27 protein-coding genes, 1 tRNA gene and 2 pseudogenes are annotated in these 25586 nt (G+C 71.2%); 11 read left to right on the top strand and 19 right to left on the bottom strand.

Annotated elements, in window-relative coordinates; genetic code table 11:
- Positions 1–176 precede the first annotated feature (176 nt).
- Genes Pdca_RS29430 through Pdca_RS29400 form a run of 7 tightly spaced genes read left to right on the top strand, consistent with a single transcriptional unit; the run spans position 177 to position 7441 of the window.
- Positions 177–1163 carry a ribokinase gene (locus tag Pdca_RS29430; RefSeq protein WP_085915844.1) on the top strand — a complete coding sequence of 329 codons (987 nt, stop codon included), beginning with the start codon at positions 177–179 and terminating at the stop codon, positions 1161–1163.
- Positions 1164–1188: 25 nt separating this feature from the next.
- Positions 1189–2205, top strand: a complete 1017-nt coding sequence (locus Pdca_RS29425) for a LacI family DNA-binding transcriptional regulator (protein WP_158092308.1) — start codon at positions 1189–1191, stop codon at positions 2203–2205.
- A gap of 5 nt (positions 2206–2210) precedes the next feature.
- Entirely contained in the window at positions 2211–3512 is a 1302-nt protein-coding gene (locus Pdca_RS29420; protein WP_158092309.1) for an ABC transporter substrate-binding protein, read from the top strand.
- A 26-nt stretch (positions 3513–3538) separates the two neighbouring features.
- Positions 3539–4462 carry a carbohydrate ABC transporter permease gene (locus Pdca_RS29415; RefSeq protein ID WP_197719841.1) on the top strand — a complete coding sequence of 308 codons (924 nt, stop codon included), beginning with the start codon at positions 3539–3541 and terminating at the stop codon, positions 4460–4462.
- 3 nt (positions 4463–4465) lie between these two features.
- Entirely contained in the window at positions 4466–5317 is an 852-nt protein-coding gene (locus Pdca_RS29410; RefSeq protein WP_085915847.1) for a carbohydrate ABC transporter permease, read from the top strand.
- Between the two features lie 5 nt (positions 5318–5322).
- Positions 5323–6312: a nucleoside hydrolase gene (locus tag Pdca_RS29405; RefSeq protein WP_085915848.1), complete on the top strand. Its 990-nt coding sequence runs from the start codon at positions 5323–5325 to the stop codon at positions 6310–6312.
- 34 nt (positions 6313–6346) lie between these two features.
- Positions 6347–7441, top strand: coding sequence for an ABC transporter ATP-binding protein (locus Pdca_RS29400; RefSeq protein ID WP_085915849.1), 1095 nt, complete (start codon positions 6347–6349; stop codon positions 7439–7441).
- Positions 7442–7517: 76 nt separating this feature from the next.
- Here the strand turns inward: Pdca_RS29400 and Pdca_RS29395 are convergent, their stop codons facing one another.
- Positions 7518–8009: a YajQ family cyclic di-GMP-binding protein gene (locus Pdca_RS29395; protein WP_085915850.1), complete on the bottom strand. Its 492-nt coding sequence runs from the start codon at positions 8007–8009 to the stop codon at positions 7518–7520.
- Between the two features lie 96 nt (positions 8010–8105).
- Here Pdca_RS29395 and Pdca_RS29390 point away from each other — a divergent pair.
- A tRNA-Tyr gene (locus Pdca_RS29390) sits at positions 8106–8190 on the top strand.
- A gap of 401 nt (positions 8191–8591) precedes the next feature.
- On the opposite strand, the gene Pdca_RS29380 is transcribed toward Pdca_RS29390, so the two are convergent.
- On the bottom strand, positions 8592–9047 hold the full coding sequence (locus Pdca_RS29380; RefSeq protein WP_085915852.1) for a MarR family winged helix-turn-helix transcriptional regulator: 456 nt from the start codon (positions 9045–9047) through the stop codon (positions 8592–8594).
- Positions 9048–9125: 78 nt separating this feature from the next.
- Here Pdca_RS29380 and Pdca_RS29375 point away from each other — a divergent pair, with 78 nt between their 5' ends.
- Positions 9126–9500 carry a cupin domain-containing protein gene (locus tag Pdca_RS29375; protein WP_085915853.1) on the top strand — a complete coding sequence of 125 codons (375 nt, stop codon included), beginning with the start codon at positions 9126–9128 and terminating at the stop codon, positions 9498–9500.
- Between the two features lie 68 nt (positions 9501–9568).
- Here the strand turns inward: Pdca_RS29375 and Pdca_RS38130 are convergent.
- The 5 genes and pseudogenes from Pdca_RS38130 to Pdca_RS29345 all read right to left on the bottom strand — a co-directional run.
- A pseudogene (locus tag Pdca_RS38130) lies at positions 9569–9780 on the bottom strand (helix-turn-helix domain-containing protein); the annotation flags it as partial.
- 436 nt (positions 9781–10216) lie between these two features.
- Positions 10217–10888, bottom strand: a complete 672-nt coding sequence (locus Pdca_RS29360; protein ID WP_232021272.1) for a formylglycine-generating enzyme family protein — start codon at positions 10886–10888, stop codon at positions 10217–10219.
- A gap of 147 nt (positions 10889–11035) precedes the next feature.
- A complete protein-coding gene (locus Pdca_RS29355; RefSeq protein WP_085915856.1) occupies positions 11036–11698 on the bottom strand; it encodes a maleylpyruvate isomerase family mycothiol-dependent enzyme in 663 nt (220 codons plus the stop codon).
- A gap of 122 nt (positions 11699–11820) precedes the next feature.
- Positions 11821–12291 carry a hypothetical protein gene (locus Pdca_RS36155; RefSeq protein WP_174824399.1) on the bottom strand — a complete coding sequence of 157 codons (471 nt, stop codon included), beginning with the start codon at positions 12289–12291 and terminating at the stop codon, positions 11821–11823.
- A gap of 21 nt (positions 12292–12312) precedes the next feature.
- On the bottom strand, positions 12313–12936 hold the full coding sequence (locus Pdca_RS29345) for a LysE family translocator (RefSeq protein WP_158092311.1): 624 nt from the start codon (positions 12934–12936) through the stop codon (positions 12313–12315).
- A 426-nt stretch (positions 12937–13362) separates the two neighbouring features.
- On the opposite strand from Pdca_RS29345, the pseudogene Pdca_RS37230 reads away from it, so the two are divergent.
- Positions 13363–13503, top strand: a pseudogene (locus Pdca_RS37230) (IS5/IS1182 family transposase); the annotation flags it as partial.
- A gap of 241 nt (positions 13504–13744) precedes the next feature.
- Here the strand turns inward: Pdca_RS37230 and Pdca_RS29340 are convergent.
- The 11 genes from Pdca_RS29340 to Pdca_RS36150 all read right to left on the bottom strand — a co-directional run bounded on the left by Pdca_RS29340 (position 13745) and on the right by Pdca_RS36150 (position 23436).
- Positions 13745–14620: a DUF2268 domain-containing putative Zn-dependent protease gene (locus Pdca_RS29340; protein WP_085915859.1), complete on the bottom strand. Its 876-nt coding sequence runs from the start codon at positions 14618–14620 to the stop codon at positions 13745–13747.
- A gap of 96 nt (positions 14621–14716) precedes the next feature.
- On the bottom strand, positions 14717–15502 hold the full coding sequence (locus Pdca_RS29335) for a (2Fe-2S)-binding protein (protein WP_085915860.1): 786 nt from the start codon (positions 15500–15502) through the stop codon (positions 14717–14719).
- The gene (locus tag Pdca_RS37670; protein WP_269462823.1) at positions 15499–15630 is read right to left on the bottom strand and encodes a hypothetical protein; all 132 of its coding nucleotides are present in this window, start codon (positions 15628–15630) and stop codon (positions 15499–15501) included. Before Pdca_RS37670 ends, Pdca_RS29335 begins: the two co-directional genes overlap by 4 nt.
- Positions 15627–16211, bottom strand: a complete 585-nt coding sequence (locus Pdca_RS29330) for a glycerol dehydratase reactivase beta/small subunit family protein (protein WP_085915861.1) — start codon at positions 16209–16211, stop codon at positions 15627–15629. The genes Pdca_RS37670 and Pdca_RS29330 overlap by 4 nt, the downstream gene beginning before the upstream one ends.
- Complete coding sequence (locus Pdca_RS29325; protein ID WP_085915862.1) at positions 16208–18037, bottom strand: diol dehydratase reactivase subunit alpha; 1830 nt, start codon at positions 18035–18037, stop codon at positions 16208–16210. Before Pdca_RS29325 ends, Pdca_RS29330 begins: the two co-directional genes overlap by 4 nt.
- Before the next feature lie 29 nt (positions 18038–18066).
- Positions 18067–18639: a propanediol/glycerol family dehydratase medium subunit gene (locus Pdca_RS29320; protein WP_085915863.1), complete on the bottom strand. Its 573-nt coding sequence runs from the start codon at positions 18637–18639 to the stop codon at positions 18067–18069.
- An 88-nt stretch (positions 18640–18727) separates the two neighbouring features.
- A complete protein-coding gene (locus tag Pdca_RS29315; protein ID WP_085915864.1) occupies positions 18728–20449 on the bottom strand; it encodes a propanediol/glycerol family dehydratase large subunit in 1722 nt (573 codons plus the stop codon).
- A gap of 2 nt (positions 20450–20451) precedes the next feature.
- Positions 20452–20877 carry a diol dehydratase small subunit gene (locus Pdca_RS29310; RefSeq protein ID WP_085915865.1) on the bottom strand — a complete coding sequence of 142 codons (426 nt, stop codon included), beginning with the start codon at positions 20875–20877 and terminating at the stop codon, positions 20452–20454.
- The gene (locus tag Pdca_RS29305; protein WP_085915866.1) at positions 20874–21746 is read right to left on the bottom strand and encodes an MIP/aquaporin family protein; all 873 of its coding nucleotides are present in this window, start codon (positions 21744–21746) and stop codon (positions 20874–20876) included. The genes Pdca_RS29310 and Pdca_RS29305 overlap by 4 nt, the downstream gene beginning before the upstream one ends.
- A 29-nt stretch (positions 21747–21775) precedes the next feature.
- Positions 21776–22177 carry a GlcG/HbpS family heme-binding protein gene (locus Pdca_RS29300; protein WP_085915867.1) on the bottom strand — a complete coding sequence of 134 codons (402 nt, stop codon included), beginning with the start codon at positions 22175–22177 and terminating at the stop codon, positions 21776–21778.
- Positions 22178–22317: 140 nt separating this feature from the next.
- Positions 22318–23436 carry a LuxR C-terminal-related transcriptional regulator gene (locus Pdca_RS36150; RefSeq protein WP_085915868.1) on the bottom strand — a complete coding sequence of 373 codons (1119 nt, stop codon included), beginning with the start codon at positions 23434–23436 and terminating at the stop codon, positions 22318–22320.
- Positions 23437–23559: 123 nt separating this feature from the next.
- On the opposite strand from Pdca_RS36150, the gene Pdca_RS29290 reads away from it, so the two are divergent.
- Positions 23560–24231, top strand: a complete 672-nt coding sequence (locus Pdca_RS29290) for a GntR family transcriptional regulator (protein ID WP_125911609.1) — start codon at positions 23560–23562, stop codon at positions 24229–24231.
- A 76-nt stretch (positions 24232–24307) separates the two neighbouring features.
- Here Pdca_RS29290 and Pdca_RS29285 read toward each other — a convergent pair whose 3' ends face one another.
- On the bottom strand, positions 24308–25234 hold the full coding sequence (locus Pdca_RS29285; protein WP_141287066.1) for a GNAT family N-acetyltransferase: 927 nt from the start codon (positions 25232–25234) through the stop codon (positions 24308–24310).
- Between the last annotated feature and the right edge of the window lie 352 nt (positions 25235–25586).

Genomic DNA, 25586 nt, shown 5'->3' with positions numbered 1-25586 from the left:
TATCTCCACTTCAAGATATGGAGACAATCTCCAGTTGTCAACGCGATGGCGGCCGGTTGGCGGTTCACCGGGCCCGGCCACCCGGTTATGGCGCGCCTCACATCGCCATCGCGAAGTTATGCGCTTAGATTCCCCGTCTAAGCGCATAGACCTCCAACGAAGGCGGGCCAGAACTCGTGCATCAGGACGGTGGCGAAGGAGCCGGCTCCGACGACCGCCCCGGTTCGGGCGGGATCGTCGTGGTGATCGGTTCGATCCACGACGATCGCTTCTCCTACGTCGACCGGCTGCCGGCGCCCGGCGAGACCGTGCTGGCGGGCAGCTCCGACCGCGGGATCGGCGGCAAGGGTGCCAACCAGGCCATCGCCGCCGCGCGGCTCGGGGCCGGCGTCACGATGACCGCGATGGTCGGTGAGGACGAGGCCGGGCTCGCCGCGACGGCCGGACTGGCGGGCCACTCGGTCTCGGTCGACACGGTCGGCCGGGTCGCGGGCGAGGTCACCGGCTACGCCGCGATCACGGTCGACGCCGCCGGGGAGAACTCGATCGTCGTCCATTCCGGAGCGAACCAGGCCCTCGATCCAGGGGCTGCGGAGCGGGCTGTCGCGCAGCTGCCGGCCGATCGACGTGCGGTCGTCGTCTGTCAGTGCGAGATCCCGCAGGCGACCGTGGCGGCCGCAGCGGCCGCGACCCGCGCTCCGCACCGCTTCCTGCTCAACCTCGCGCCGGCGGTCCCCGTCGATCCGGGGACGCTGCGGCGGGCGAACCCCCTGGTGGTGAACCTCGTGGAGGCCGCGCAGGTGGCCGGTCATCTCGGCGTGACACCGGAGGGGAACAACCCGCGGGACCTGCTGACGGCGCTGCTCGGGTACGCGCCCGCGGTGGTGATCACTCTCGGCGCCGACGGCGCACTGATCGGCGACGACAGCGGCGTCGAGCACGTGCCCGCGGTCCGGCCCGCCGAGATCGTGGACACGACCGGCGCCGGCGACGCGTTCGTCGGTGCGGTCGCGGCCTACCTCGCCTCCGGCGCGACCTTGCCCGACGCGGTCCGGGCCGGGTGCGCGGCCGGTTCCGTCGCGGTCTCCCGCCGGGGGACCGCGACGTCGTACCCGGACGTGGCCGACCTGGCCACGGCCGGCACGGCGGCGCACCGTGGGTAGGCGCGGCCGGGTCACCCAGGCCGACGTGGCTCGCGCCGCCGGGACCTCCACCGCGGTGGTCAGCTACGTGCTCAACGAGGGCTCCCGGCCGATCTCCGCGGCCACCCGGGAGAAGGTCCTGCGCGCGATCGAGGAGGTCGGCTACCGGCCCAACGGTGTCGCCCGCGCACTCGCGTCCGGATCGACACGGACCCTCGGCCTCGTCGTCCCGGAGCTGGCCAACCAGTTCTTCGCCACGCTCGCCCACGCGCTGGAGGCCGAGGCCTCGAAGTACGGCCTGGTCCTGCTGCTCGGTGACTCGGCCGAGAGCGTCGCCCGGGAGCGGGAGCTCGTCGACACCTTCGTCGCCCGCCAGGTCGACGGGCTCATCTACGTCGGCGTCGGCCCGCACGATGCGGTGCAGGCCGCGACCTCGGCCGGGCTGGCCGTCGTCGTGCTCGACCGGACCACCGACGACGAGCGGACGGCGTCGGTCGTGATCGACAACGTGGGCGGCGCGCGGGCCGCCACCGAGCACCTGCTCGGCCACGGACGCCGGCGGCTCGGTGCGCTGCTCGGCCCCCGGGACGTGCCCACCTCCCGTGCCCGCCGTACCGGCTGGCTCGATGCGCTGACCGCGCACGGTGTGCCCGCCGACGAGGGGCACGTCCGATGGGCGGCGTTCAGCCGGGCAGGCGGGTACCGGGCAGGGCTCGAGCTGCTCCGTACCGATCCGGCGCCGGACGCGGTGTTCGTCGCGAGCGAGGATCAGGCGCTCGGCCTGCTCTGCGCCGCAGCCGAACTGGGGGTGGCCGTACCCGGGGACCTGGCCGTCGCCAGCTTCGACGGGACGGACGCCTCGCGTTTCTCGGTGCCACCACTGACCACCGTCGCGCCCCGGTTCGACGAGATCGCCCGGCGGACCATCGAGCTGCTCCGTGCCGGTGCCTCGACCCCGGGCGCCGAGATCTGTGCGTCGGACCTGGTGATCCGGGCGTCCTGCGGCTGCCCGTGGCCCACCGGGGCCGACACCGTCCCCCCACCTTCCACCGACGAGAGGTGACCTTCGTGAGACCCCGACTCCTGCGCCGAGCGGCCACCGTGGTCGCCGCGCTGGCAGTCGTCGCCGGATGCGCTGCGGCCCCGGCCGGCGACGCACCCGAGACGATCGTGTTCCTGAACCCGCACGCGGGGGCCTATGACGACGTCGTCGCCGAGTTCGAGGCGCGCAACCCGGACATCCGGGTCGAGCAGCAGAGCGTTCCGTTCGATCAGATGGTGTCGCAGACCCAGGCCCGCCTGGCCTCCGGCGACACCAGCGTGGACGTCGTCTCGGTCGACCCGCCGCGACTGGCCGGCATGGTCACCCAGGGCTTCCTCACCGACGAGAGCGCATCGGCGGACCTGCTGGAATCCACGTCCAGCCAGGTCGGCATCAACTCGGTGACCGTCGACGACCGCCCCTGGGCCTACCCGCTCTGGACCAGCGACGCCTTCCTCTTCTACAACCGCGACGCACTCACCAGGGCCGGCGTACCGATTCCCGGCCCGTCCGACGCCGACCGGCTGACCTGGGACCAGGTGCTCGACGGCGCCCGGACGGTCGCCGAGGCGGACACCGCCCGGTACGGCTTCGGCATCGACCAGGTCGACCGCTACTACGCACTGCAGCCGATCCTGGAGTCGATGGGTGCCGGGCCCGGGCTGGAGGGGCCGGACAGTCTCACCGCCGCGGTGGACACACCGGAGTGGAAACGGTTCGGCGCGTGGTACCGCGACCTCTACACCGACGGCCTGGCTCCGCGTGGCGTCGACCCCGGGCAGATGGCCGACCTGTTCGCGTCCGGCGGGCTCGGGTTCTACCTCTCCGGTGCGTCGAGCATCACCAAGATCGCCGAGAGCGATCTCGCCGGGAACTGGGGGATCGCCCCCGCGCCGTACGTCGCCGGTGGTCCGGTGGTGACCCCGACCGATTCCTGGGGCGTGGGCATCAGCGCCTACAGCGAGAAGCAGGATGCCGCCCGCCGGTTCGCCCAGTTCATGACCCTCGATCCGGAGGGCGTGAGCGCCGCCTCGCGGACGATGAACCTGCCCCCGGTCGCCACCGCCGCGATGCCCGCCTACCTCGACCATCTCGCCGAGGTCGCGCCGGCCGAGACCGCCGGGATCGGTGACCTGCTCGAGATCGATCTGGAGCGCCATGCCCGGCACCGGCCGACCAGCGTCGGCTACGTCCAGTTCGAGACGACGCTCAACCGGGCATTCACCGATCTGCGCAACGGCGGCGATGTCGACTCGGTCCTGGCCACCGCCCAGGACACCCTCGTCCGCCAGCTCGACCGGCAGCGCGAGCTCGCCGGCGACCACTGACCCCCGATTCCGACAGGAGTATCGCCGTGGCCACTCCGCTCCGGGAACCCGCCCCGGCACGGGATCGCACCACCGCCGGGGCGCCGGCGCCGGTGCCCCGCCGCCGCACCTCACGTGACGTCTGGACGGCGGCGCTGTTCTTCCTCGCGCCGGCCGTCGTCGCGCTGCTCGCGCTGCGCATCATCCCCACGCTGTCCGCGGTGGAGACGTCGATCCCGTTCGGGACCGATCGTGCGCTGTTGTCCAACTTCACCTATATCTTCAGCGATCCCGACTTCCTCGGGTCGCTGCGCGTGACGCTGCTGTTCAGCCTCGTCGTCAACCCGATCCAGATCGGGCTGGCGCTGGCACTGGCGGTGCTGCTCACCAAGAAGCTGCCCGCGGTCGGCCTGTGGCGGACGCTGATCCTGCTGCCGATCGCGGTGCCGCAGGCGGTCTCGGCGATCATCTGGCTGGTCCTGATGCGGCCGGACGGTCCGCTCAACGGCGTCGCGAACGCGCTCGGGCTCCCGTCGGTCCCGTGGCTGGTCAGCCCGGACGTCGCGCTGGCCTCGATCGTCATCGTGTGCTCGTGGGTCGGGGTCGGCTACTGGATGACCTTCCTGGTCACCGGCATCCGGGACATCCCGACCTCGCTGTACGAGGCGTCGTCGATCGACGGGGCCAACGGCTGGCAGCAGTTCCGCTCGATCACCCTGCCGGGCCTGCGTCGTCCGCTGCTGTTCGTGCTGGTCGCCGACACCGTATCCAATCTGTTGATCTTCGCGCCGGTCCGGGTGCTCACCCAGGGCGGTCCGCAGGGATCGACAAACATGATCATGTACGACATCTCCGAGCGGGCCTACACGCTCGGCGACACCCAGGCGGCGTCCGCGGGGACGCTGGTTCTGGTCGTGATCGTGGTCGCGATCGTCGCCGTCCAGTTCCGCCTGCTGCCCGGGAAGGACTGAACCGTGGCCGAACACGCGCTGCGGCGGGAACGCCGCACCGGCAACCTGAGCCTGCTCATCGCGGTACCGGTGGCGATCGTGTCCATCGCCCCGCTGCTGTGGGCACTGATCTCCTCACTGCGGGCCGGGGACGAGATCTTCGCCCACCTCTATCCGCTGACCTGGCGGACCGTCGTCCCCGAGTCGATCACGCTGGACAACTACATCGCGGTGCTGACCGGGCCGTTCGCGATGTCGCTGGTCAACTCGGTGATCGTGGCGTTCTTCAGCGTGACGATCGGGTTGTTCGTCGCCGCGATGGCCGGATTCGCCCTCGCCGCACTGGACTTCCCCGGCCGGGGTGCGGTCTTCGCGCTGATGGTGGTCAGTTTCCTCATCCCGTTCGAGGCGATCGCGATCCCGCTCTCGACCTCGTTCCGGGACTGGGGGCTGGCCAACACCTACGCCGGGCTGATCCTGCCGGCCATCGGCAACGGTCTGTCGATCTTCCTGCTGCGCCAGTTCTTCCTCGGGATCCCGAAGTCGCTGTCCGAGGCCGCCCGGCTCGACGGGCTGTCCTGGTTCGGCGTGTTCTGGCGGATCTACCTGCCGCTGTCGAAGGCCCCGCTGGTCGGTGCCGGATTGATCCTGTTCGTGTTCCAGTGGCAGTCGTTCCTGTGGCCGCTGCTGATCGCGCCCGCGCCGTCGGTGCGGGTGGCGCCGGTGGCGATCGCCGACTTCGCCCAGGAGGCCGGTGTCGACTACGGCCAGATGTTCGCCGGCGCGATCCTCGCCTCGGCCATCCCGCTGATCCTGCTGCTGCTCTTCCAGCGGCAGTTCACCAACTCGCTCGCGTCGTCGGGCAGCAAGGAGTGAGGCCCGTGCCCACCAAGGTCATCATCGACTGTGACCCCGGCAACGGGGTACCGGCCACCGACGTCGACGACGCACTGGCCATCGGTCTCGCACTGGCGTCGCCGGACCTGGACCTCGCCGTCGTGACCATCGTGGACGGCAACACCCCGCGCGACGTCGGGTTCGCCTGCGCCCGGACGCTGCTCGACGCCGCGGGCTCTCCGGAGGTCGGCGTGCACACCGGCGCCGCGCGCGCCCTGCTGGAGCCGCCGGCACCCTGGGCCGACCGGCGCTCGGCGAAGCGCGACTCGGCCGAGGCATCCGCGTTGTGGGACGGCATCCCCGGACCGGCCCCGCACGACCCGGGCCACCGGCACGACGCGGCCGCGGAGATCGCCGCGCGGATCGCGGCGGAGCCCGGCGAGATCACGCTCGTCGCGATCGGGCCGCTGACCAACATCGCGCACGCGCTCGCGCTGCACCCCGGCCTGGCCGACGACGTGGCCCGCATCGTGATCATGGGCGGGGCCTTCGACGTGCCCGGCTACCTGCAGGAGCTCAACTTCGGCATGGACCCGGAGGCGGCGCGGGTGGTGCTGGCCAGCGGGGCGCCGATCACGCTGGTGCCGCTCGACGTCACCGCGACGACGGCGCTGCGGCTGCCGGACCTGGACCGGCTCGCCGGCGGAGGCGGGGCGCTCGTCGACTACCTGTGCCGCACCACCGCGCCGTGGATCCGCTACTCCGAGCAGGTCCGGGGCAACGACGGCTGCCGGCTGCACGATCCGCTCGCCGTCGCGCTGCTGCTGGATCCCGATCTCGTCGAGACCGAGGAGCGGGTGGTCGACGTGCAGGTCGACGGCCTGACCCGCAGTCGTCCGATCGGCTGGCGGCCCGGCTCGCTGGTTCTGCACGCCGGCCTCGACGTGCCGGACCGGGCACCGGTCCGCGTCGTCACCGGCGTCGACAACGCCCGCCTGGTCGACCTGATCGTGGACACCCTCACCCGCTCCTGACCGGGCGCCCTCCCGCCAGAAAGGACGCAGTCTCATGGCCGAGGTCTGCTACCGCAATGCCTCCCGCATCTACCCCGGCACGCCGCCGGTGCACGCCGTCGACGAGCTGAGCCTCGACATCGCCGACGGTGAGTTCCTGGTGCTGGTCGGTCCGTCCGGGTCGGGCAAGTCCACCGCACTCCGGATGCTCGCCGGACTGGAGGACGTCGACGCCGGCGCCGTCCGGATCGGCGACCGCGACGTCACCGAGCTCGCGCCGAAGGACCGGGACATCGCGATGGTGTTCCAGAACTACGCGCTCTACCCGCACATGACGGTCGCGCAGAACATGGGCTTCGCGCTGAAGCTGGCCCGAAAGCCCAAGGACGAGGTCCGGCGCCGTGTGGAGGAGGCCGCGGGCCTGCTCGACCTGGTCCCGTACCTGGACCGGCTGCCGAAGGCACTGTCCGGCGGGCAGCGTCAGCGGGTGGCGATGGGCCGGGCGATCGTCCGCGAGCCATCGGTCTTCCTGATGGACGAGCCACTGTCCAACCTGGACGCCAAGTTGCGGGTGGAGACGCGCGCCAACATCGCCGCGCTGCAGCAGCGGCTGGGCACCACCACGGTCTACGTGACCCACGACCAGGTCGAGGCCATGACGATGGGGGACCGGGTCGCGGTCCTCAAGGACGGCCTGCTGCAGCAGGTCGACTCGCCACGCCGGCTCTACGACCACCCGGACAACGCCTTCGTCGCCGGGTTCATCGGCTCGCCGGCGATGAACCTGTTCACCGTGACCCTGAGCGCCGACGGTGCTCGCTTCGGCGACACCCCGATCCCGCTCACCCGCGAGGTCCGTAGCCGGGCCGGCGAGCTCGGGCTCGACGAGGTGCTCGTCGGTGTCCGCCCGGAGAACCTCACGCCCGCCGGAGCGGAGGCCGACGGCATCGAGCTCGCGGTGCAGCTCGTGGAGGAGCTGGGGGCCGACGCGTACGTCTACGGCAGGCCGCCCGGCGAGCAGGACGGCAGGCCCGTCGTGATGCGGGTCGACGGCCGGGCCGACGTCCGGACCGGCGGCACGGTCCGGGCCGCGATCCGCGACCCGGAGGCCGTGCACGTGTTCGTCCCCGGGAGCGGCGAGCGCATCTGACGCGTCCGGCGCTGCCCGGGGCGGCGGTTGTCCTGTCACCCCTGAGCCTGCCGTCTCGGCAGGTCAGGGTGGCCGGCTACCGGTAGTTCGTGAACTGGAGGGCGATCCCGAAATCCTTGGACTTCAGCAGCGCGATCACGGCCTGCAGGTCGTCCTTCTTCTTGCCCGACACCCGCAGCTGGTCGCCCTGGATCTGGGCCTGGACGCCCTTGAGCTTCTCGTCCCGGATGGCCTTGCTGATCTCCTTGGCCTTGTCCTGGGCGATGCCCTGCAGGATCTTCCCGGTGGCCCGGTAGACCTTGCCGGAGATCGCGGGCTCGTCCGCCTCGAACGCCTTCAGCGAGATGCTCCGCTTGATCAGCTTCTCCTTGAAGACGTCGAGGCCGGCCCGCAGGCGCTCCTCGGTGTCGGACTCGAAGACGACCGCCTCCTCCCCGGACCAGGCGACCGTGGTGTTCGTGCCACGGAAGTCGAACCGCTGCGACAGCTCCTTGGCGGCCTGGTTCAGGGCGTTGTCGACCTCCTGCCGGTCCACCTTGCTCACGACGTCGAACGACGGGTCGGCCATCTCTGGGTTCCTCCTCGGGGTGGGGCCCCCTCGTCGGGGCTCCGGGCATCGTGTCGTATCCTCGTTCACGCACCGAGAGAGATCGACGTGCACCCCGGCTGGTTGCCCGAGCGGCCAAAGGGAGCGGACTGTAAATCCGTCGGCGTAGCCTTCCCAGGTTCGAATCCTGGACCAGCCACCAGGGTTGAGAAGGGCCCCCGAGCAGCGGAAACGCTGCGACGGGGGCCCTTCTCGTTGTCCGGGTGTGTCCGGCTCCGACCCGCTGTCTACGGGTGTTCGCGGTCGCTACGCGGTCGCGATCATGGTCGGTCCTCATGAAGAGCGTCCTCGATGCGGCGGCGGGCGATCTCTTCCTGACCGACGATGAACTTGGCATGGACCCGGAGCAGGACGTCGACACTGTGGCCCACCCACGCCGCGACCTGCGGAGCCGGGACGCTGCTGTTGAACCACGTGGAGACTGCGGCGTGCCGGGGGCCGGCCACGCGGGCCCCGTCGCTCGCTCACCGCACCTCCGGCCCGTTCGCGGCGCCGTGACCGACTGCCCCGTGGGTCGCCCAGCGGCGGACTCGGCCGCGGACGTCAGCTCCAGTCGGACAGATCGGTGTCCGCTCGACCATCCGTGCCGACCGCCGCAAGCGTCCGGAGCGTCGCATCGACGGCCGGGTCTCCGACCAGGGTGCGCCACCCGGCGACCTCTCGGCGGAACGCGGTGGCCGACAGCAGCAGCAGCCGCCGTCCGTGGGGAGTCACGGTCAGCGTGCGCTCGCGCCGGTCCGACTCGTTGCGTTCTCGCCGGATCAGGCCCTGTTCCTCCAGGCTGCGGGCGGTCTTGGTGGCCGCCTGCTTCGAGACGCCCAGTCGCTCGCCGAGCTCCACGCTGGTGCACCCGTCGGCGATGGCCTGCAGTGCGAAGCCATGGTGAGCCCTGATCCCCGGGTACCCCTGCTCGGCGAGGTGCTGATGCACCGAGTCGACCAGGCCTCGGAAGGCGCGCATGAGCAGGAAGGGCGCCATCACGTCGTCCGCGGACTCCATCGGGCCAGCCTAGAGGGCTTCCGACAACCGAGTTGTCGGTATATGGTCAATGCAGTTGACTATTGGAAGGAGTCATCGATGCATCTGACCACCGAGACCGCCCGCACGTTCGCGATGCACGGCGTCACGTTCACGTCGTTCGCTGCCTCGGCCAGCGGTGCGACGTCCCTGGCCGCGTGGCGCGCCGAGTTCGCTCCCGGGACCCCGGGGCAGACGCACACCATGAGCTGTGAGGAGGTCCTGTACGTCATGGACGGTCTCCTCGATGTCGAGGTCGACGACGACAGCTTCACGGCACGGGCTGGAGACGCCGTTCTCGTGCCTGCCGGGTCGGCGTTCCGCATCAGCAACGACAGCGACGAGACCGCTCGCGTCTGGGCCACCACCACGCTCGGGATGACCGCGCGCATGAACGGGAGCGGCGATCAGATCGCCCCTCCCTGGGCTCAGTAGGCGCAGGTGCAGCTGTCGTTCGTCGTGATGACGATGCTGGCCGACCCGTCTGATTCCGCATGGCGGTCTCGGCTCACCGCGAGTCGCTTCGGGCGCGCGCGTGCGGCCTGCGCCTCCTGCGCAGCGGCTGCGGCCCGGTAGACCTCGCGCCCGCCGTGACGGCGGACCTCCCGTGAGATCACCGACCGATCACGCCCTACGGCCAGAGCGATGTCCTTGTAGGACACCCCTCTGCGAGGCCGCGAGAGCACGGAACATCCTGTCCTGCCGAATCAGCCAGGATCGGGTGCCACGAGCAGCTGAGCTCGAGGCCGCCTCCGGCGGCGCGGGTTCGGCCATGCCGGCCCCCGGCCTTCGTATGAGCATTCCCCAGCCGAGGACCACCGGACGCTTCCATGGCCGGATCGCACTGATCACCGGAGCGGCCCGCGGCCAGGGGCGTAGCCACGCAAGGTGAATCCAGCTCTGGTGGGATGCTCAGCAACGATCTTGGCCTCAAGCAGGTCCTCGACCGTGCTGAGGACGGATCGGGGCCCGTCCAGAATCCGTGGGCGGCTTCGTTCCGCGCTGACCCCCACACGGGCAACCGTAGGTCAAAGACAGTGCATCCGCCCCTGGATAGACCCGGACCTTCCGTTCTCCGTCGCTCACTGCATCTCCGGCGCGTTCGCGGCGCCGGTGCCGTCTACCTGGCCACGAACGGGGGCCGGAGCCCTTCATTCCGACGCTGTCCCGGAGCGTGCAAGCCGAAAACCCACGTCATCGAGCCGTAACGTCGGGTGGCTACGCCGCCGGACGGAGGCGCGGCAACTCCAGTGCTCGTCGAACCATCCTCCGCCGCGCAGCACCCGGTAGGTCCCGTACACCTGCGGATCGTAGACGTCCCAGCACCATTCCCACACCAATCCGAGCGTGTCGTGCAGGCCCCACGGGTTCGGTGCCTTCCCGCGGACTTGGCGGATCTGCTCGCCGGAGTTTTCGCGGTACCAGGCAATGTCATCGAGATCGCCGTATCGGGGGCCCCTCGTTCCGGCCCTGCAGGCGTACTCCCACTCGGCTTCGGTGGGAATCCGGTAACCATTCCGGGTGGGGTTCCAGGTGATGCGTTCACCGGGCTCGTCGATGACATAGGCGGGAGAAAGGGTATGGCGAACAGAGAGAGCGTTGCAGAATCGCACGGCGTCCCACCACGTCACATCGACAAGGGGGAGCCTTCCGTCCTTCGACATCGAGTCATGGACGGAGTCGTACAGCGCCACCGTGACCGGACTGTCGGCGATCGCGAACGGGGCGACCTCGATGAGCCAGTCTCGCTCGCTGCGACGATCGGAAAGGCGCACCTGCCCTCCTGGCAGGTCCACGAGACGGAGGTCGGCGACGTCGGTCACGCGGGCGACGGTAGCCGACGTCGATGCCGGCATCCGCCACGATCGAGCAGCTGCGGAGGAGCGGCAGGGTGGCGTTCCTCCGGCGACAGCGCTGCCGGCAGGCTGACCGCGGACGGCGTGGCCACCCGGCTCCTGTGTGCCAGGCGACTACTTGTCTCCGGAGCCGATCCGATCGTGCAGCAGCGTCACGCCTGCCCCGGACAGCTCGTCGAGATACGCCGGGCGGCCCGCGAGCGTCATCGTGAGCGCCTCGGTGGTCCCCGAGACCACGGGGCCTTCGCCGTGCCGGAACGGGCCGTCCGTGGCCTCCAGCCGGAGTCCGGTGGCCAGGGTCTTGCTCGGCACGGTGAAGTCCCGGCTGACGAATAACCGGGCCACCTCGGTCGTCGCCTCGACACTCGCGGATCCGGGCAGTCCCAGCGATCGGCGGATGTCCTGGCTGTGGACGACGACCTCCCCGAGCCACGCGGCGGTGTGTCCGGACGCGGCCGTGGTGCTGTCGATCACGGCCCGGAACCGCTGCAGGGTGTCGGCCGGTGAGATACCGCGCTGCTCGGTCAGGCGCCGGTCGTTGTGGACGTCGAAGTCACCGCGCGCTCCGACGACGCTGCGCAGCCACCGGAACCTTCCCAGGGACGCTGCTGCGGTCAGGTGCGCGACGACCTCCTCCACACTCCAGCGCTCGCACAGTGACGGTGCGCTCCACTGTTCCTCGTCCAGGCCGGTCAGGTCGTCGGCGAGGGTGGCGCGTTCTGCGTGAGCAAGGCCCCAGAGGTGGGCGCGGGTCGGCTGCACGATGGCCTCGGTCATGGACGATCTCCCTTGTCGGATTCGCTTCACATCATCGGACCGCCGTCGCGCGCGAGAATCATCGGAGCGCGCCCGATGAGGCTCTGCTCGGGGCGTCGCGGGATTGCTGGCCGTCGGTGTCGTCACGAGCCCCGGGGTCGGTCCGCCGGAGACGGCGGCAGAGGCGATGTGCGAGACCGCGTGGGGGACCCACGGAGCCGTTGCTCCTTCGGCAGGTGAGCGTCGTCCGCACCGGTGCCGTACGTCGTGATGGCGATGTTGGCCGACCCGCCTGGGTTCGCGTTGGGGTCCCTGCCCGCCAGCCGCACCAATCCGAGGCCATCCTGATCGACGCGCACGTACAGGACATACGGGCGCTGTGTGCGGTCGCTCTCGGCCCACCTGATCACCGCATGAACGTCGTTCGCCCCACGGATCTCGTACTCGTCGGAGCTCGTGCCCTCGTAGAAGTAGACCCGGTACGTCGGGGTGTCGCACTCCCACCGCTGATCGCGGGGGTCGACTCGGAGGACCTCCATCGGCGCAGCCTGCCCGCAGCGGTCGAGCGAGGCAACGAGGTTCGTTATCACGTGCACGGTGACCTGTCTCGGCATGCGCGGCGAGGCGGCTCCAGGCTATCGAGCAGACGCCGCCAGTCCGATACCGAACGACGTGAGAATCCCACCACTGACTCGCATCAGCCACTTCTTCACGCGGGATCGCACCATGATCGAGCGCGCGGACGCGAAGAGCGCAGTATAAGCGACCAGTGAAGCAAAGCCGATCACGGCGAATGTGACACCGAGAACCGCTACCTGAAGCACGGCGTTCGGTCCTGCCTGGACGAACTGCGGGATGATGCTCGCGTACACCAGGACTGTCTTCGGGTTCGCCATATCGCAGATGAAGCCCTCGCGAAATGAGGGGCGCGTACTTCCTGTGGCTTCGGTCGATCCACTGTCATGTTTGCCGTCATCGCTTCGCCAGAACAGCAGACGGATGCCGAGATAGATCAAGTAGGCGGCGCCCGCCAGCTTGACGACGAGAAAGGCCGGTCCGCTGGCGACGAGCACGGCGGTCAGTCCGAAAATTGACGCACTTGCCCAGACGAGGTCTGCGCAGAAGATGCCCCAGGCAGTTCTCAGCGCATGTCGAGCACCGTGTAGTGCTGCGTTCTTCATGATCAGTGTGACCGCGGGTCCTGGTACGAGTACGAGGAGGGCTGCGACGCCGGCGAACGTCAGGACCTGCACGGGCATATCGCACACCATAGGTCTCGGGCGGCCCATGGCCCAGCGCGCGGCGACGACCCGCTCCGTCCGGCAGAGTGCCGCCAACTTCCGAGGGCCCGTGAGGGCCGGGTCGGTCGGGCGCCGCGGGTTCGGAGGCGTAGGTCCGACCGGTGGGGAGGGGGTGGCCGGAGTTCGCTCACCAGGTGAGCGGTTTCCGCCGACAGACGAGTCCATCGGTGCCCGGCTGGCCCGGACATCGAGGAGGCGGACGGGCACAGGGTGTCTGGTTCCGGAATTCGCTCACGTGGTGAGCGGACTCCGGCCGGGGAGGGGGCCACGGGACCGCGCCGGCGATCGGGTGACCTGATGAGAGCGTGTTGTGGAACCTGAGGCGTGCCCGGTGTGGCGGAGCTGGTACTCGTGCCGGCGGGGCTGCACCGCGAGCTCCCGCAGGTCGGGTTCGTCCGGGTCGAAGCTGGCTACGTCAACTCCGTCGATGCCGGACTGATCGGCTGGGCGCATGAGCACGAACAGCTCGAGATCGTGTGCGTTCCGCGGAACGCGGACGTGAACGGGTTCCAGGCGCTGGTCCGGCACCGGCCCCGGGATCACCGTGGACGAAGAGTGCGGCCTGACCCTCGGGCTCGGCCCACGCTCGATACCGCTCGGAGATCAGGGGAGTGGGTGGGACGGCGATCTACTCGCGGTGCCCCGACACAGCAGCCGAGGGGCGGCGCGCAAGGCAGGACCGAATACCGTGCACCCCGCCCGGGGGACGAGAGCGCGCTGCGAGGAGATGGATCACCACCGGGGCCCGGCCGACACCACCGCGCGCTTACACCGATGCGGCGATGACCTCGGCCGCCGGCGCCAGCAGACACTCCGACGCGGTCCGTCCGGTCTGCGCGAGGTAGGTGTCCACGAGCCTGTTGCCGGCCGCGTATCCCGCCCCCGTCGGGAGACCGACCGGCTCACCGCCGAACCTCGCGGCATGCGCGTCCCCGAACACCCAGGCGGAGAAGTTCTGCATCCCGGTCACGTCGAGCCCGGTGAGAACTCGGCGGAACACCTCGTCGTCATCGGCAAGGGGTACTCCGATCCGGGTCCGTCCCAGTTCGTCGCCGTACAGCTCGCGGGCGAAGGCATCGGCCAAGCCCTCGGAGACCACGTACTCGCCGACGGTGACCGTGGCCGGATCCCATACCACGTTGCCGGGCGCGTACCGGGCGTTGTGGTTCAGCTCGTGCACGGCCGTTGCCTCCAGCCGGGCCAGGTTCTCCGGCGACGGCCAGACGTTGAGGTAGAGATACCCGGGCATCGAGCCGTTGGCGGTCATCCCGAGGTTGACGTCGTGGAAGAACTCGTCGGTCGGGTGTCCCAGCACCAGAAGCACGGTGGCGTCGGGTACCTGCAGACCGGGATCGGCCCGTTCGAGAAGCGTGGCCGCCCGGCGCAGGGCATCACCGATCCGCTCCCACGCGTTCGCTTCCTCCAGCCGCCGGAGACCGTCCAGCGACAGATCGACGTCACGGTCGAGGGGAAAACCGGGGCCCATCCGGTGCATCCGGATCAGGTCGGGCTCGCCGGGATAGAAGCGGTACAGGCCCGCCGCCGGCTCCAGCGCCGTGCGCAGCAGATCGGCGCGATCCTGCTCGGCCGCGTGCAGGATCTCCCGCATCGCCGGTCCGGTGTCCAGCACGGTGAAGGTCATGCTCCGAGCGTCGCGTCTCCAGTCGGTGGAGGTGCAAGCCGATATCGGCACCGGATCCGGGCCGACCGAGCCGCACGCCCGGCACCGATGCCGACCTCAGTGGTCTGACCAGCGGTTCTGCAGGACGCAGTCGGCACAGACGTTCCCGCCGGGCAGCCGGTAGTACAGGCAGCAGGAGCGGCGGCGGTAGGTCCAGAGCTGGTCGGGCGCGACCGGATCACGGCGCTCTCCCTCCTCGCTCAGCCTCGGGTGCGCCAGCATGTCCGCGGCAGCGTCGGCGACCTGCCGGGCGAGGTCCGGGCGCTGGATGTCGAGCACCCGCTTGGCCCCGGCGACCGAGGACGCCACGTTGCCCCACAGCACCGTCGGCGAGACCCCGAACCCGTCGTGGATGGCCTCCACCAGCGGCACCAGGATCTCGTCGACGACCGGGAACCGGGCGACGGTGTCCCGGGACGGGACGAACCGCACCGGGTCCAGCGCCACCACGTCGCCGGCGGGGGTGGCCGACCACCACACGGTGGCGCGGGTCGTGTCCACGGCGACGTCGTGCATCGCCATCGCGGCCACCGGCCCGGAGACGAGCTTCGCCGCGAGCCCCTGCGCGGTGATCGAGGCGGCGATCCGGCGGCCGAGCCGGCCATGGGCGTCCAGCGCGACGCGGGTGCGCTCGATCCGCTCGTCGAGCTCGCCGAGCAGGGCGGTGCACGGGCGGACGACGCGGCCCTCGGCGCGCTCGGCGACGACGTCGCGCAGCTCGAAGAAGGGCCCCACCGCGGCGAGGTCGGCCAGCACACGGGAGATCGACGGCTGCATCGACGGCTGCGCAGTGTCCGGCCCGTCCGGCGGTGCGCCGACGAGGCTGTCCCCGGAACCGATCATCGGACGAATGTCCTCTCCACAGCGAACACGAGCAGCGCCATTGTGAGCACGACAGCAGCCTGCAGCACCACCGACCGGATCGCGAGCATTCCCAGCATCGCCGCCCACAGCATCGCCCGCGCCGTCACGGCGGGTCCGTCCCGGCCGTGCCGGTGACCGGGCGGGCCGTCACGGCGCGCGGGAGGGCCAGGCCCGTGACGATCCGCGCGGCGGCTGCCCCTGCGCGCCGGCCGGGCGGTACCGGGTCCTCGGCGGCCCGCGCGGTCTCACCCGCGGCGGGCTCGACGTAGGCGGGCCGGTCCAGCGGCAGCTTCGCGTGGTGGACGACGACCCGGCCCCGGCTGTCGATCCCGATCCCGGTGTCGAGCCGGGACCGCAACGCAGCGCGGTGCGCGAGCGCGGTCGCGGCATCGGCGGCGTCCGGCCCGTCGCGGTCGGCGGAGGAGGGGGTGCCGGAGGAGGGGGTGCCGGAGGAGGGGGTGCCGGAGGAAGGGGTGCCGGAGGAAGGGCCCGCGGAGGAGGAGCCGGCGGAAGAGGAGCCGGCGGAGGAGGGGCCCGCGGAGGAGGGGGACGGGCCGGCGGCGGCCGCGATCAGCGGCACCCCCTCCTCCTCGATGCCCGCGCAGACCTGGCGGAGCACCTCGGCGGGCGCATCGGGGTGGTGCCGGACGAGGACGGCCGGGCGGTCCGGGTCCTCGACGGCACTCATAACGCCACCTCCACCGGGACCGCGGCGTAGGAGTCGACGAGGCCCGACGCGACGGCGTTGCGCGGGCCCTCGGTGCCGTGCACGTTCCCCGTGCCGCAGACGATGCCGTGCCCGGCGAGGGCGTCGGAGATCATGTCCGGGATCTCGAAGTCGAGCGCCGAACCGCCGAGCAGCACGACGAAGTCCAGCACCCGCAGCGACCCGCCGGGCGCGACCTGGCGCAACGCGCGCAACGCGTTCACCACGAAGACGCGCCGCTTCGCCTCGCGCCGCACCCGCCGGACGTGGTCGATGCCGTGCCGGGTGTCGATCGGGACCGGACCGTCCGGGGTCATGCAGACCACGCGGGCGAAGATCTCGGGCGGCAGCGGCTCGGTGAAGAACTGGACGGTGCCGTCCTCGTGCCGGATGTGGAAGAAGCTCTCCACCTTGGCCAGTGGGTGCCACTTCACCGCCTCCGCGGTGTCCCGGTTGTCCAGCGCCAGCTCGGAGTCGATCAGCTTCGTGACCAGCTCCCCGGCCCCGGCCACGTGCACCGCGGTGCACTCGCCCTCGCGGGTCAGCAACGCCGCGTCGGTGGAGCCACCACCCAGGTCGAGCACCGCGATCGGCTTGTCGGTGCCGGGCGTGGTGAGCGCACCGCGGACGGCCATCTCGCCCTCCACCCCGCCGATCCGGGCCGCACAGCCCAGCGCCTCGGCGACCCGGTCGGCGACGACCTGCATGCGGCTGCGACTGGTCCGGACCATCGCCGCGAGGGCGACGGCGTTCTCCAGCGAGACCTCCCCGGCCAGGCCGCCGCGGACCTCCCGCGGGACGAAGGTGTCGATCGCCAGCACGTCCCGGATCCGGATGTCGCCTGCGCTCTGACCGGTGACGTCGGTCATCGTGTCGCGGACCCCGGCCAGCATCCCGCCGACATGGGTGCCCGGCTCCCCGGTGGCGTCGTCGAGCGGCTGCACCCTGGCCAGGTGCTCCATGATCGAGTCGGCGCCCGCGTCGACGTCGACGCGCAGCGTCTTGCCCGCCCCGGTCAGGACGAGCTCGCCCACCGGCACCTTGCGATCGGTGACGTCGCCGGCCGGGGTCCGCACCACCACCGCGGACCGGTTGCCGGTCAGCGCCCGGGCCACCGGCGAGACCTGCTTGGTCTGCTCCGGGGTCAGGCCGAACACCGTGGCCAGGCCGTAGGAGTCCGACAGCGTCCGGATCGTGCGGCCCGCCGCGGCCACCTCGACGGCGGCCGGCATGCCGAGCGGGACACGCTCGACGGCGCCGACCTCGTCGACGATCGGGATCGACACCGAGATGCGGTTGGCCACCAGCACCGCGTCGTCGGCGGCCAGGACCGCGGCGACGAGCTCGACGCCCCGTTCCACCGCCGCGTTGAGCACGGCCGCGACCCGGTCGAAGTCCCAGCCCCGTTCGACGACCACGATGACCGGGCCGTCGGGGACGGCACCGTCGGCCAGATCGGCGACCGCGACCGTCGTCCCGACCCCCACCCCGCAACCGCCGGGGGTCGCGGGGTTGTGCCCGATCATCGTGGACTCGGTGATGATGGTCTCGGTGATCGTCTCCATGGCGAGACCGCTGATCACCGGGGTGGCCTCGTTGAGCAGCACCAGGTCCAGGGACTCCGGTGCCCGCCCCGCCCGCTCCAGGGCGCGGCGCACCGCGGTGACCGCGCCCTGGGCGTTGTCCGGGGTGCCCTTGACCCCGGTGGTCCCGGTCAGTGCCGTACCGAGGTACTCGACCCCGCCGTCGAGCTCCGCGACGCACGCCTCCGTCGTGGAGTTGCCGATGTCGACGCCGACGACCAGCATCTGCGCTCTCCCTTCCTCGACCCGGTGGCTCAGCCCGCGTGGCTGAGCGAGGACGCGATCTCGACCTCGACCGGCCCGGCGTCGCTACGGATCTGCTCGAACTCCTTGAGGTGCAGCAACGCCGCCTTGGCCTGCCAGCGCGGGCGGGCCATCTGGTCGTTGCGGGTCGGCACCGGCCGCGGGGACTCGCCCTTGGCGTACTGCGCGGCGTTCGAGCCGATGCCGCGGAAGACCTCGGCGTCGAGCAGCGGCGACTGCGGGAACAGCTCCAGGTTGGACAGCCGCGGCAGGTCCTTCTGGTGGATGATCGTGGTGCCCCGCGACAGCAGGCCTACCGCGATACCCGAGCCGGACAGCTGCGCACCGGTGTAGGCGATCGCGGCGAGATCGGCGGTGTTCCAGACCCGGATGATCCGGGCGGTCACCCCCTGCTCCTCGATGCCGGCCAGGCACTGGCGCAGCACCTCGCGATGGGGGACGTCGACGATGGTCTTGGTGAAATAGCCGCCGAAGGCCGGCGACACGGCGACGACGACCTCGTCGGAGCGGGTGCCGCGCTCGGCCGGGCCGATCTCGCGCAGGGACAGCGGGGTGTCGCTCATGAGGTGATCTCCCCGGTGGTCGGGACGGTGATCAGGAGGGTGATCGGGCGGGTGATCAGGAGTGCGATCGGGAGAGCGGCGGAGGTGCTCACGAGACCTCCTCCTCCGGGTTGTCGGCGCTGGTGACGTGGCGCAGCCGCTTGAGCTGCTCCCACCGCTCCCCGGTGAGCCGGTAGCCGGTGCCGGGACCCGCGTAGTCGTTGGCGTCGTTGATGGCGGCCCGGGCGACGAAGTTCTCGTCGAGGATCGCCGAGGTCTGCAGCAGATCACCGGCCACCCGCTGACGCAGCACCTGCAGGTAGTTCTCGGCGACCGAGTGGAACCCGGTGCGCTCGAGCATCTTGACCAGGTCCAGGCCGGTGATGCCGCGGTCCATCACGGACTGGGCGCCCTTGAGGTCCTCGAGGACGTCGCGGACCGGGTAGTCGGCGCTGGAGTTGGCATAGGTGGCGGCCTCGATCTCCTCGTCGGTGATCCGGGGCAGGTCCAGCTCGGCGAACACGGCCTGCATGGCGCGGGCGGCCAGGTTGCGGGCAGCGAGGATCTCGCTCTCGCGCACGTGCCGCAGCCCGCCGTCGATCTGCAGGTCGCGCTGGATGGTGTTCCAGTCGTCGTAGTCCTCGACGTCGAGGTTCGACCCGGCGAACATGTTGTCCGAGTTCGGGACGCCGGAGAAACCGGAGCACACCAGGTCCTGACCGGCCATCAGCTGCGGCATCAGCCGGCTGGTGCGGCGCATCGCCGAGTGCGAGAACGACTGGTCGTTGCCGGCTGCGCACTCCAGGTCGACCATCGAGCAGATCAGGTTCTCCGCCGCGACGGCGCGGATGCCGCCGGGAACCGCACCGGGCACGCCGATGCAGCTGATCGAGCCGTTCTGCAGGCCCTGCACCCCGGCGCCCTTGGCCATCAGGATGCAGCGGATCTCCAGGTACAGCATCGAGCGGCCCTCGGCGTTGCCCATCTGCACCTCCGAACCGGTGCCCGAGGTGAACCGCATCTTGATCCCGCGCGAGGCGTAGGCGCCGGCCAGGAACGTCTTCGACCAGGGTGTGTCGTCGCCGTCGACGAACACCGACTCGGTGCCGTACACCGAGATGGTCTCGGCGTAGCCGGTGATGCCGCGCATGCCCAGCGCCAGCTCGGTGGCCTCCTCCAGTGCGCACTGGGTGATCACGCCGCCGCGGCCGGACTGGGCCCCGATCTGCAGCCCGATCGCGACCAGCGGGGCGTACCGCAGCACGCCCAGGGTGGTCTCGAGCTCGGCGAACCCGCGCAGGGCGGCCTCGGCGGCGTCGGCGGCGACCTGGATCGGGTTGTCCAGCGCGCTGGTCGAGTGCGCCTGGTTGGCGGGCGTGCGGCGGGCCCGCATCTTCTGCATCGACATCATGATCTCGACGACGTTCATCAGCTTGACGACGTCGAGCAGCTTCGCCGGGGTGAGCCCGCGGGTGATGTCGAGGACCTCGGCCCGGGTGACGGTCGGGTTGAGCAGCATCCGGGCGATCTCGTCCGAGGCGACCGCGGTGGACCGCTCGGCGACCTCGACGTCGATCGAGTGGTCGGCGATGAAGGTGTCCATGAAGTCGAAGTCGGCCCGCTCCCGGCCGTCCATCTCGACGATGACACCGTCGCGCACCCGCACCGACGGCGCGGGATCGAACGCGCTCTCCATCGCGACCAGGCCCTTCTCGGGCCACTCCTCGACGAAGCCGTCGAGGTTCACCGGCCGGGACTCCAGCATCTGGGTCCGCAGCGAGGTGCGGGGGGCGGTGTCGGACCGGTTCGTCTCGGGCAGCGTGCTGGTCATGATCAGGCTCCTTCGCCGGCGAGCAGGTTGCGGGCCTCGTAGACCTCCGCGGCCTCGCGGACCAGGGCCGCGCAGTTCGATGCGCTGTAGACGGACTCGAGTCGCTCGGCGATCTCGGTCAGGCGTTGCCGGGTGGAGGCCCGGGGGCGCAGCGCGTTGTAGATCGCCAGCACCTCCTCGTCGGGCACCGCGGTCAGCTCGGCGGCCCGGCGCATGTTCTCGGCGAGCTGCCGGCGGCCGACGGAGTCGGAGATCTGGCCCTGCAGGTTGAGGGTGTCGGCGCTGACGCGCAGATCGTCGGCGGTGATCTCCCCGGCGACGACGGCCGGCATGGTCACCTCGGCGATCGGCTTGCCGCTCGGGGTGCGGATCAGGTCCGGGCGGTTGACCGACAGCGGGTAGTCCGCCGGTCCGAGCGTGGTGGTCATCGGGTCTCCTCCAGGGGGGTCGGGGCGCGGTGCTCCGAGCCGGACGGCTCGGTCGGTCCGGGCTGCGGGACGCGGCCGGTGGGCACCTCGCCGGCGGCCGCGGCGGCGGCCCCCGCGGGGCCGAGGTAGCGCTCGACGAGCAGCACGAACAACCCGCCACCGACGACCGCGCCGATCAGCGGCGCGATGATCGGCAACCAGAAGTAGAGGACGCCGTCGGCGGTGTGGAATGCGGTGTCGTATCCGGTGAGGAACGAGGCCAGCCGCGGGCCGAGGTCGCGGGCCGGGTTGATCGCGTAACCCGCGTTGGTGCCGAACGCGACACCGATACCGACGACCAGCAACCCGATCGTGACCGGGGCCATGTTGGCACCGGGCGGGTTGTTCAGGGCGTTGGTCAAGGCGAAGATCACGAAGACCAGGATCGCGGTGCCGACGACCTGGTCCAGGAACGCGGTGGGGATCGAGACACCCTCGCCCGGGAGCGTGGAGAAGATCGTCTGGGTGGCCACGGTGTGCTCGGGATCGAAGCGTGCGAGGGCATCGGCGTAGACGGCCCGCACGATCAGCGCCGCGACGAACGCGCCGGCCAGCTGGGCCAGCGAGTACGGCAGCACCTTCCGCCAGGAGAAGCCCTTGAACACCGCCAGTGCGAACGTCACGGCGGGATTGAGGTGGGCGCCGCTGACCCGGCCCGCGACGTAGACACCGAGCATGACGCCGATGCCCCAGCCCCAGACCAGGCTGTTCCAGTCGCCGGACGCGCCTTCGGAGGTGACGACCTGGGCCACGACGCCGCAGCCGAACAGGATGAGGATCATGGTGCCGGCGAATTCGCTCGCCAGCTCGCCCGCGAGGCTGTTCTTCATGGTCGCTTCTTCTTCGTCGCGGCCGCGGATCAGGCGAGCGCCGCGACGGCGGCCTCGGCGACGGTGACGTCCTGCTCCACGGATCCGGCGCTGACACCGACCGCCCCGACGAGCTCCCCGTCGCGGTGCACCGGGATCCCGCCGCCGAAGGCGACCATCCCGTCGGCGGTCTGCTCCAGGCCGTAGAGCTCGGCGCCGGGCTGGACCAGCGGCATCAGCGCGGCGGTCGGCAGGTTCATCAGGATCGAGGTGCGCGCCTTGCGCTGCGCGATGTCGATGCTGGCGCGGATCGCGCCGTCCTGGCGGGCGAATGCGACCAGGTGACCGCCGGCGTCGACGATCGCTACGTTCATCGGCTGGCCGATCTCGGTGGCCTTGGCCAGTCCGGCGGACAGGGCCTTCTCGGCGTCCTGCAGGGTCAGGCTGCTCATGGGAGACCGTCACTCCTCGTCGAGTCCGGACCGGAGGAACACCGCTCCTCCGGTGATGCACGACGACGCTATGGCCGGGGTCACGTCCCTGGAATGGGGAGTTCTCCTACCTGCCCATGGGGAGGGGGCCGATTGCCCGATCAGGCAGGGGTTGCCGGTCCGAGGTCGGCCATCGACAACCGGGCCAGCATCGTGCGGTTGCGGGCGCCGGTCTTGCGCAGCAGCGCTCCGACGTGCTTCTCGACGGTCTTGGCCGAGATCTCGAGCCGGGTCGCGATCTGCTTGTCCGCCATCCCCTGCTCGACCAGTGCGCGGACCTCACGCTCGCGTCGGGTCAGCGCCGCGTCGTTGCCGCCGGCGACCGGGAGCGGGCGCGCCGGGGAGACGGGTACCCACGCGGCGCGCGGCGACGGCGGTGCGAGCCGGCCGGCCGGATGGTGCGGGAGCCGGACGCGGACCCTGGTGCCCCATCCCTGCACGCTGTCGATCTCCACGACACCTCCCACAGCGCGGGTCCGTGCGGCCACGGCGGCGAGCCCGGATCCGTCCCCGCTGCCGGGCCCGGCCCGGTCGAGCGCGACGGCCGGATCGAAGCCCCGGCCGTCGTCCTCGACGAGCAGGCAGAGCTCGCGGTCGTCGTAGAGCACGCCGACCCGGATCCGGCAGGGTCCGGCGTGCGCCCGGGCGTTCTCCAACGAGGCGCGCAGCACGTCCAGCGCGCTCCGGGCGAGCTCGGGGCGCACCGGGCGTTCGGTGCCGGAGACGACGACCCGCGCCGGGCGCGGATCGGCGGCGAAGGCCCGGCAGACCTCCGCCCGCACGAGATCGGGCAGCGCGTCGGCGGCGGGCACCGGCAGCCGGTACCGCGGCGAGACGATCGCGACGGCGCGCGCGGCGTAGAGCTCGGCGCGGACCAGTTCGATGTCCCAGGCGGCCGCCGGTGCCGGGATCCCGAGGAACGCGCAGGCTCCGAGCAGGTCCTCCCCGTTCCACATCGGGGCGACCAGCACGGAGCCCTCGGACCACGGCCCCGAGCGCCACGTGCGGTCGACCGATGCCACGACGGCCTCGGCGTCGACGACGTCCGCTCCGGAGCCGGGCGCGTGGGCTGCGGCGACCGCCGGCCCGTTCCCGTCCACACCGGACAGCACGACGGCCGATCGCGGACAGCGCATGTCCCGCGACGCGCCGCGCAACATGCGCACGAGCTCCGAGGTCATGGCGGCCCGGTCGACGACCCTGTCCTGGCCGAGGAGCACCGGTCCTCCATGCATCCGACATGCATCTAAGTTGCATGCGTCAAGCGGACAATAGGGCCGCGACCTGGGCTCGGGCAAGGTCCTCGGTTCGGGAGCCCCGCTTCGGTCGGGCATGATGTGGCCGTGGAACGGCCCCTGACCGCGACCGAGCGCGCCTACCGGTTCGCCAAGGCAGGCATCCTGGACGGATCCCTGCCCGCCGGTGAGCTGATCAGTGAGGGCCAGATCGCCCGGCCGCTGGAGCTGAGCCGCACGCCGGTGCGCGAGGCGTTCCTGCAGTTGCAGGCCGAAGGGTTGCTGCGCCTGTTCCCCAAGCGCGGGGCCCTGGTGGTCCCGGTCTCACCGGACGAGGTCGAGGCGGTGATCGAGGCCCGCCAGGTGATCGAGTCGTACGCGGCGACCGAGCTGGTGCGCCGCACCGACGCGATGCTGGAGGAGGTCACGTCGCAGATGCAGGAGTGCATCGACGAGCAGGTGCGCGCCGACGCCGACGGCCGGGGCATGGATTTCGTCGAGGCCGACCGCCGGTTCCACACGCTGCTCGTCCGGTCGACCTGTGGGTCCATCCTCGTCGACGTGTACGAGGGACTGCGCGATCGTCAGGTGCGGATGAACCTCGGCGCGATCGTCCGGGTCGCCGGCCGGTCCGAGCAGATCCTCGCCGACCACCGTGCGTTCCTCGCCCTGTTGCGGGCACGGGACTCCGAGACCGCGGTCGCCACCCTGGCCGTGCACCTGGACGGGACCCGCCGCGGCGCGGTCGGCGGTCCGGCGTGGGGTGGTCGCGCCGGGTGACCGGGCTCGGCTCTCCGGTCCGTTCGCGGCGCCGTGACCGGTCCGCCGGCGCGGCGTCGCCCGGGACCGCGGCTGATCACGAGAGGTTCGGCGACACGTCACGGGCCTGCACCCACGCTCGGCGGCAGGTCGTCATGATCCGGAATCCGCACCGCTGCAGGAACGCGACGAGATCGGGCTCCTCGGGCTCGGTGTAGGCCAGGAGCCGGTCGACCCGGGCGAGCCGGAGCCACTGCGCACCGGCAGCGAGCAGCGTGGACCCGACGCCCTGCATGCGGCTGTCCCGGGCGACATGCAGATTCCCCACGTCCGCCCAGCCGGCCGGACCCGTCACCTGCCCCGGACCCGCGATCGTGGTGTCGATCTCCAGACAGCCCAGCTCCCGGTCCCCGGCCACGGCGCTGAACCGGGTACCGCACTCGCCGAGAGTTCTCATGATCGTCAGGTCCCCGCGGGCATCGCCGGGAAGGTCCGCGACGTCGGCGAGGAGCACCTGTTCGCTGCTGCGGCTCTCGAACCCGAGCGCGTCGAGCAGCCGAGCGACATGGGGCCACTGGTCGGCCACGCCGGTCAGTCCGGGCGCCGGGAGCGCGAAGTCGGCGAGCACGGCGCGGACGCTCCAGGAGCGCATGACCGCTGTTGCCGCGTCGGCCACAGCGCGGCCGGCCAGGTGGGCGTCGGGCCAGTGCGACGCGTCGGGCCAGTGGAGCAGCCAGCGCAGTTCGCCGGAGTCGCGCAGCTCCGGGCCGACGTCGGTGGAATCGTCGTAGCGGACCAGGTGGGCGGCGGCGGCTATCCGGCCACGCTGCTCGGCGATCAAGGTGAGGCGTTCCCGGACCCAGGGGCCCACGATGAACTCGGCCGGCTCGTGCTCGATCCGGCTCAGCACGGTGTTGACCGAGATGGACGCCCCCGGCAGCGCCGCTTGGGCGTGGCTGTTGACCAGACTCGTCAGCTGGTCGCGGTCGCTTCGACGGAACGCTCGTACGGTGATGGCAGGCATGGGTCTCCCTCGTCGACGCGGTGTCGGGGATCCGCTGCCTGTGCGGTACCCGTCGACGGTAGCCGGTCGGCAGTGCGGTCGTACAGGTTCGATGCCCCTCGGCCCTGGTACGCATGGCAGGTGCATCCCGTCCCGGACCCGAACGCGGCCGCACCGAGCGGCCGCGGACATCGGACCGGACGGATCCTGCGCCGGCTCGCGCTCGTCACCTTCCACGGCACCCGGCAGAGCGTCCCGACCGTCGTGGCCTGCTTCGACGACGGGTGTTACGGCCGGATCGGTGGTGGGGGCGAGCGTGGTGTCGCGGTCCTCAACCGGGCGGTCATGCTGTCCCCGCGCGGGATCGACGTCG

It is taken from the genome of Pseudonocardia autotrophica (assembly GCF_003945385.1).
GTDB lineage: Bacteria > Actinomycetota > Actinomycetes > Mycobacteriales > Pseudonocardiaceae > Pseudonocardia > Pseudonocardia autotrophica.
The sequence above is the reverse complement of the archived record's forward strand: the minus strand, read 5'-3'. Positions and strand labels throughout refer to the sequence as shown.

Bases quoted from the DNA above. Each gene is read 5' to 3' on its own strand.
- Pdca_RS29380 (WP_085915852.1), bottom strand. From the start codon at position 9,047: ATGGAGTCCGCGGACGACGTGATGGCGCCCTTCCTGCTCATGCGCGCC.
- Pdca_RS29320 (WP_085915863.1), bottom strand. From the start codon at position 18,639: ATGAGCGACACCCCGCTGTCCCTGCGCGAGATCGGCCCGGCCGAGCGC.
- Pdca_RS29325 (WP_085915862.1), bottom strand. From the start codon at position 18,037: ATGCTGGTCGTCGGCGTCGACATCGGCAACTCCACGACGGAGGCGTGC.
- Pdca_RS29355 (WP_085915856.1), bottom strand. From the start codon at position 11,698: ATGACCGAGGCCATCGTGCAGCCGACCCGCGCCCACCTCTGGGGCCTT.
- Pdca_RS29395 (WP_085915850.1), bottom strand. From the start codon at position 8,009: ATGGCCGACCCGTCGTTCGACGTCGTGAGCAAGGTGGACCGGCAGGAG.
- Pdca_RS29310 (WP_085915865.1), bottom strand. From the start codon at position 20,877: ATGACCACCACGCTCGGACCGGCGGACTACCCGCTGTCGGTCAACCGC.
- Pdca_RS36155 (WP_174824399.1), bottom strand. From the start codon at position 12,291: ATGCCGAGACAGGTCACCGTGCACGTGATAACGAACCTCGTTGCCTCG.
- Pdca_RS29345 (WP_158092311.1), bottom strand. From the start codon at position 12,936: ATGCCCGTGCAGGTCCTGACGTTCGCCGGCGTCGCAGCCCTCCTCGTA.
- Pdca_RS29315 (WP_085915864.1), bottom strand. From the start codon at position 20,449: ATGACCAGCACGCTGCCCGAGACGAACCGGTCCGACACCGCCCCCCGC.
- Pdca_RS29340 (WP_085915859.1), bottom strand. From the start codon at position 14,620: ATGACCTTCACCGTGCTGGACACCGGACCGGCGATGCGGGAGATCCTG.
- Pdca_RS29335 (WP_085915860.1), bottom strand. From the start codon at position 15,502: ATGATCGGTTCCGGGGACAGCCTCGTCGGCGCACCGCCGGACGGGCCG.
- Pdca_RS29375 (WP_085915853.1), top strand. From the start codon at position 9,126: ATGCATCTGACCACCGAGACCGCCCGCACGTTCGCGATGCACGGCGTC.
- Pdca_RS29400 (WP_085915849.1), top strand. From the start codon at position 6,347: ATGGCCGAGGTCTGCTACCGCAATGCCTCCCGCATCTACCCCGGCACG.
- Pdca_RS29285 (WP_141287066.1), bottom strand. From the start codon at position 25,234: ATGCCTGCCATCACCGTACGAGCGTTCCGTCGAAGCGACCGCGACCAG.
- Pdca_RS29300 (WP_085915867.1), bottom strand. From the start codon at position 22,177: ATGAGCAGCCTGACCCTGCAGGACGCCGAGAAGGCCCTGTCCGCCGGA.
- Pdca_RS29305 (WP_085915866.1), bottom strand. From the start codon at position 21,746: ATGAAGAACAGCCTCGCGGGCGAGCTGGCGAGCGAATTCGCCGGCACC.
- Pdca_RS29330 (WP_085915861.1), bottom strand. From the start codon at position 16,211: ATGAGTGCCGTCGAGGACCCGGACCGCCCGGCCGTCCTCGTCCGGCAC.